The organism is Streptomyces sp. NPDC048331, from assembly GCF_043201215.1.
Lineage (GTDB): Bacteria > Actinomycetota > Actinomycetes > Streptomycetales > Streptomycetaceae > Streptomyces.
Genome location: NZ_JBICYT010000016.1, coordinates 170,698 through 176,892 on the forward strand (window position 1 = coordinate 170,698; position 6,195 = coordinate 176,892).

General features: G+C 70.6%; 5 protein-coding genes. All 5 read right to left on the bottom strand.

Annotation, left to right across the window (positions count from 1 at the left end; translation table 11 throughout):
• Positions 1-39: 39 nt before the first annotated feature.
• Positions 40-543, bottom strand: a complete 504-nt coding sequence (locus ACGFYY_RS23605; protein ID WP_364852281.1) for a hypothetical protein — start codon at positions 541-543, stop codon at positions 40-42.
• A complete protein-coding gene (locus ACGFYY_RS23610) occupies positions 540-1,823 on the bottom strand; it encodes a molybdopterin-dependent oxidoreductase (protein WP_393712039.1) in 1,284 nt (427 codons plus the stop codon). Before ACGFYY_RS23610 ends, ACGFYY_RS23605 begins: the two co-directional genes overlap by 4 nt.
• A gap of 770 nt (positions 1,824-2,593) precedes the next feature.
• Positions 2,594-3,244: a fasciclin domain-containing protein gene (locus ACGFYY_RS23615; protein WP_393712041.1), complete on the bottom strand. Its 651-nt coding sequence runs from the start codon at positions 3,242-3,244 to the stop codon at positions 2,594-2,596.
• 89 nt (positions 3,245-3,333) lie between these two features.
• The gene (locus ACGFYY_RS23620; protein ID WP_393712043.1) at positions 3,334-4,914 is read right to left on the bottom strand and encodes a molybdopterin-dependent oxidoreductase; all 1,581 of its coding nucleotides are present in this window, start codon (positions 4,912-4,914) and stop codon (positions 3,334-3,336) included.
• A 63-nt stretch (positions 4,915-4,977) separates the two neighbouring features.
• Positions 4,978-6,195, bottom strand: a 1,218-nt coding sequence (locus ACGFYY_RS23625) for an MMPL family transporter (RefSeq protein ID WP_393712045.1), incomplete at its 5' end; no start/stop codon positions are given.

A 6,195-nucleotide genomic window follows, 5' to 3' on the forward strand; every position in this document is an offset into this window, starting at 1 on the left:
ACATCCGGCGGGTCACATCACGGCCATCGCGGCGGGGCGTCACTTCGTGTCCGTGCCGGCCGACCGCTGAGCGCGTCGCACGGCCCGTGGCGGCCGGGTGGACCGTGCCATGCGGATCAGCGCCCAGAGCGCCGAGCCCGCGAACAGCGCGGCGGTGATCAGCAGCCAGCGGCCGAGAAACACATCCGCAGGCAGCGCGGAGACCGCCGTGAACTGCTCCACCCGGCCGAGGATCAGCGGCCACCACACGAGCAGCAACAGACCCGAGACGAACGCCGGGACGCGGACGTAGTTAGTGCTCAGGCCCCTGGCCGCGCCGGGTTCTCTGGGTGGCAGGAGGCTCTGGAGTCCCTGGTCTGCGACCGAGTACAGGGGCAGCAGGACGAGGTCGTGCAGCAGTGCGGCTCCCACGAACCAAGCGGCGACACCCCAGGTGTCGCCGTCCAGGAGCCGGACCCCGGCGTAGAGGGCGAGGGCGAAAGAGCACAGGGTGAGCGCGAGGTGGAGAGGGGAGGCGCCGTAGCGGGCACGGAAGCGGTTCATGCCGGCTCGCCGAAGGTGAGGCGGCCCACCCATTTGGTGTTGTGGACGCCAGGCGCGTTGGGGACGATGATCCGGGCCGGGTAGCCGTGATCGTGCGAGAGGACTGCCCCGTTGACTTCCAGCGCGAGCAGGGAGCGGTCGTCGCGTACCTGGTTGGGGGCGAGGACGACAGCGTTGTAGGGCCCGCCGCGCTGTACCGACTGCACCAGGACCTGCGGCGGATCTTCGGTCAGGCCCACGAGGGCGGCGAGGTCGGCCAGGCGGACGCCGTTCCACTCCTGGTCCTGGGTGGACCAGCCTTCCACGCAGGCGATCGGCAGCCGGGATGTGTGCCGGGGAAGAGCGTAGAGCTCGTCCTGGGTGAGGACGACCTGTCGGGTGCCGGCGCGGACGGTCAGCCGCCAGGCGGGACCGATGTCGACGGCGCGGATGCCCACGGAGGCGGCGGTCTTGTTGATCTGGAACCCGTTCGGGCCGGAGCCGGGGTTTTGTCCGCGGGGGGCGAGCAGGGCGGTAGCCCGCATCCAGCCGCCGATGCTCTGTCCCACTGTCACGGCCAGCAGGGCCGCCGATCCCGCTCCGACCATCAATACCGCACCGCGCCGGGAGATGGTGGGCGCGGCGGGCCGGGGTGAGGTCAAGCCCATCGGGTCGGCGGGCGCGGGCGGATCACTTACGGGGGGCGACTGCGCAGGCCCTGGCTCGTGTGACACGACTGCCATCAGGGCCCGCCGGAGCCGGAAGACGACGTGCAGGACGAAGGCGCCGATGAACACCCACGCGCCGTAGAAGTGCAGGGTGTAGAAGGAGCCGGGGAAGATGTAGTGGAGCTGGACGTTGAGGATCCCGGTGACGAACTCGAACCCGGCACCTCCGACCAGCAGCAGGAGCGACAGACGTTCCAGTGCGTGGCTGACCGAGCGGACCGGCGGCCATTCGAACAGTTTGGGGATCACCGACCACAGCTTGGCCAGCAGGACCGGGATCAGCACGATCCCGAGAGTGACGTGAACACCCTGGCTGAGCCGGTAGCCCCAGTACGGGGAGGTGGGCCAGGTGAACAGGTAGAAGCCGAGCAGCCCCTTGCCCGGGGTCTGGTCGTTGATCGGGTCCAGATCCGGGTTGTAGGCGGCGTAGGAGAGCAGTCCGGTCACGAACAGGATGCTGATCCCGAACAGCAGGACCAGCCCGAACACGGCCGTCAGCCACGGCCCGCGCAGGGGACTGCGCCAAAACCCCGGCCGGGCCGGCCCCGGCGGCGGACCCGAATCCAGCAGCATGCGCATCCGCTCCCGGATCCGTGCCTTCTCCGGACCCCGGGCAGGAGACGGTCCGCCGGCCGGCGCAGGGCCCGGCGGGGGACCGCTGCCCGGGCGCGGTGAGCCGGGCACGGCAGCAGCCTCGGGCTTCGGGCTGGAGGTCGGCTGGGCATCGTGCCGTGGAGAACCCTCAGGGGAAGGGGGCTGGCCCTTCGGTTCCCCAGCCGGGCGCTTCATCTCATTCTCGTGCGGGTGGTCGCCGTCCATGTGGTCGCCTTCCCCTGGGCAACGACCGTGCGCTGCGTCGTCAGATCGATCGTCCGGCCTGGTCCAGCCGCGCCGTGGCTCGTCTCGGAGACCGAGCCCGTGAAGCCGACTGCTGCGTTGTCCGTCGTGGCGGTACGCAACGGGCTGTGGCCGCGAGAAGAGGTGGCAGCCACAGCCCGGCGACGGTCATGCCGCTGCCCGCCGCTCAACGTTCATCCTGCCCTCGGCGGCCATTTCTCGCCTGCGGTGGCCGCCGCATGTGGGGCGAATCAACCCACACGGACTACATGCCTGCGACTCGCGCCCGGCCCCTTGCTCGTGGCACCCATGGGCCACTTCGACTCATCGTCCCGGATTCGTGGCTGTGGTCCGCAGCCGCGCCCCACCAACTATGGCCGGAGGCCGGGTCGGAGCTACCGCCAGCGGGCTTGGCCGACTGTCCACGCAGCGGACGGCGGCCCGGCACGTCCTCGTCTCCCAAGGACGTGCCGGGCCGAATGGCGCACAGTGGATGCCGTAGGCCGCTACTTCGGCATGAGGACGGTGTCGACGATGTAGACGTTGGCGTTGGCGGTCTTCACGTTCCCGCACACCACGTTCGAGGTGTCGTTGACCTTGTAGGACTCGCCGGATCCCATGGTGGTGACCATGCCCTTCTGCAGGGTCTCGAACGAGCCGTTCTCCAGCTGCTTGGGGGTGAGCTTCTGGCCGACGACGTGGTAGGTAAGGATCTTCGTGAGGGTGGCCTTGTCGGAGAGGACCTTGTCGAGGTCGGCCTTCGGGATCTTCGCGAAGGCGTCATTGGTCGGCGCGAAGACCGTGATGTCCTTCGCGTTGTTCAGGGTGTCGACGAGGCCGGCCTGCTTGACGGCGGCGACCAGGGTGGACAGGGCCGGGTTGTTGGAGGCGGCGGTGGCGACCGGGTCCTTGGCCATGCCGTCGAAGGAACCGGCACCTTCCTTGGGCACGCCGGCGCAGGCCGCACCGAAGGGCTGGGCACCCGTCATCGCGTCGCCGGAAGGGGTGCCCTCACCGGTCTTGGCCTCATCTCCCGCGGCTGCGCTGGGGGCGGCCTTGGTATCGCTGCCGGAGTCCGAGCAGGCGGCAAGGGAGAAGGGCAGCAGAGCGGCTGCCGCGACGGCGATCGCGGTGCGGCGGATCTTCATGCTGTTCATGGCGTTCTACTCCTTGAAGGGGGGTGTCTGTACTGGCTGGAATTGGTTGGTTGTGGTGCCGGGCCGGGAGAAGGGGCCGGTCCGGTGGTCTAGGGGACGGTCACGAAGACGCTGTGCCGGCCGCTCGCCCCGTCGGGGATCGTGCGGGTGCGCTCTTCCGTCTGCACCTGCCCGGTGCCGTCGGTCGCTCGGACAGTGATGGTGTGTCCGCCGGGGGTGGCCTGCCAGGGGTAGGACCACTGGCGCCAGGTGTCGACGGTGTCCTGGACGGCAAGGTCGGCGTCCTGCCAGGGCCCGTCGTCGATGCGTACCTCGACACGGGTGATGCCGCGATGCTGGGCCCAGGCGACACCCGCGACCGTGGACGGGCCGGCAGCGGGGCGGGCGAACGGCTTGGGGGTGTCGATGCGGGCCTGCGTCTTGATCGGTGCCTTTCGGGCCCACTTGCGTTTGACCCAGTACGGGTCGTACGCGTCGAAGGTGGTGAGCTCGATGTCCGTGATCCACTTGCAGGCCGACACATACCCGTACAGGCCCGGGACGAGCATCCGGACGGGGTAGCCGTGGTCGAACGGCAGGGGCTCCCCGTTCATGCCGACCGCCAGAACGGCGTCCCGGCCGTCCATGACGTCCTCGACCGGTGAGCCGAGGGTCATCCCGTCCACCGAGCGGGCGACCAGCTGATCGGCCCTGCCGCCGCGTGAAGGCGGCCGGACACCGGCCTCCTCGAGGAGGCCGGCGAGGGGCACACCGAGCCAGCGGGCGTTGCCGATGTAAGGGCCCCCGACCTCGTTGGAGACACAGGTCAGCGTGATGTCGCGTTCGATGAGCGGGCGGGCCAGGAGCTGGTCGAGGGTGTAGGTGCGGGGGCGGGCGACGCCCTTGCCGTGGATGCGCAGCCGCCAGGTCCCGGCATCCACCCGGGGAACGACGAGGGCGGTGTCGACGCGGTAGAAGTCCTGGTTCGGTGTGGTGAACGGGCTGATTCCCGGCACCTTCAGCTGGACCCCCGACGGCATGGGCGGAGCCGGGGAGGCGGGTTTCGGCAGCACCAGACTGTTGCGGGAGGCGGTGGCACCCTGACCCTGACGGCTGGCGAAGAACCGGCCGAGTGCCCCCGCGGTCGTGGCAGCCCCGGCGGTTGCGACCGCTGCGGTCAGGAAACCCCTTCTGCTCCACCCGGCCCCGCCGGCCCCAGTGCCTGAGGATTCCGGAGCGGCCTTCGACGCCAGGAGGTGGAGCGTCAGCGCGCCTGCGACCGCTCCCGCGATCGAGGGGAGCGCGTCACCGACCCCGGTCGAATCCGGACGGCTCAGGGCCGCGCCGGCGCCGACGATCCCGAAGAGCAGCGCACCGGCGGAACCGGCACGGCGGTGCCGCAGGCTGAGCATGCCCAGCCCCATGGCGATGAGCGCGAGGACGGCGAGGATCCCCAGCTGCAGCACGGTTTTGTCGTTCTCCCCGAACGTGCGGATCGCGAAGTCCTTCACCGCGGCTGGCGTCCGGTCAATCGCGGCCCCGCCGACGACGGTCACGGGCCCCGCCGACGGCCGCAGCAGCCCGGCGACCAGCTCCGCGACGGCAAGAGCCGTGAACGCGGCCAGAAGTCCGGCCAGCGCGCCCAGGGCGGCGCGGGAGAGGGTGCTGCGAAAGCTGCTCACACCCGCCATTCGGCGTGACCCACCCGGCGGATGGGTCCCACACCCGAAAGAGTGAATCGCCTTCTGTCATGGCTACGGCGCGGACGTGGATTGAGTAGGCCGGGCAAGGGCACCGGCCGGCGGAGTGCGGGACGGAGCGCCGTCACCGGGGGCCTTGTCGCCCGGCAGGTGTACGGGCCACCAGGTCCGGTGTCCGAGGTCAAGGATGAGAGCGGGGACGAGGAACAGCCGCACGAGAAGGGTGTCGACCAGGACACCGATCGCGACGATGCAGCCGATCTGGGCGAGATAGAGCAGGGGCATCGCGCACAGCGCGGCGAACGTGGCGGCCAGGACGAGGCCGGCGGCGCTGATGACGCCGCTGGTGGTCTCCAACCCCCTCCGAACACCGGCAGTAGTGCCCCGTTCGACTGCTTCGCCGCGGATTCGGTGAACGAGGAAGATGTTGTAGTCCACGCCGAGCGCGACGAGAAAGACGAAAGAGAACAGCACCACAGCGGGCTCGGTGGCCGTGCCGCCCAGAACCACCCGGAACACCAGTGCGGCGGCACCGAACGCGGTGAACAGACTGCCCCAGGCGGCCGCGACCAGCAGCAGCGGCAGGAGCAGGCAGCGCAGCAGGACGATCAGGACGGCCAGGACCACCAGCAGTACCAGCGGCATGATCAGCCGGTGGCCGCGCACGGACGCCGTATGCAGATCGGCGAGCTGTGCGCTCTGCCCGCCGACCAACGCCCCCGTCCCGACAAGGGAGGCGCGAAGCCGGCCGACGGTGCGCCGGGCCTGCGCGCTGTCCGGGGCGTCCCTCAGCGTCGCAAGGATCTGCACCCTGGCGCCAGGCCCGGACCGTGTGACGACCGCGGTCGCCACCCCCTGCGCCGCCGTGACCCGATTGTGCGCCTCGGCTGTCCGGGCGGGCGGAGCAAGGATGACGACGGGACTTGCCGTACCGGCGGGGAAGTGGCGGGAGAGGACGCTCTGTCCGGTCACCGAGGGCGCGGTAGCCGGCAGTGCCTGGTGCAGCGGGACACCGCTCTGGGCGAGCAGCGGCGCACAGGCCGCTCCTGCGGCGAGCAGGACGAGGCAGCCGAGCCACACTCGGCGCGGCCGGCGCTCGATCGCCCGCGCCCACCATGTCCGTCCTCCCCCCGCCCGGGTCCTGTCGCGTGGCCGCAGCGCGCGTGGGCCGCACAGAGTCAGGACGGCCGGCAGGAAGGTCAGCGAAACGGCAGCACAGCAGATCATGGCGATCGCCACCGCCGGTCCCAGCGCGCGCTCGGAGGGCAGGGC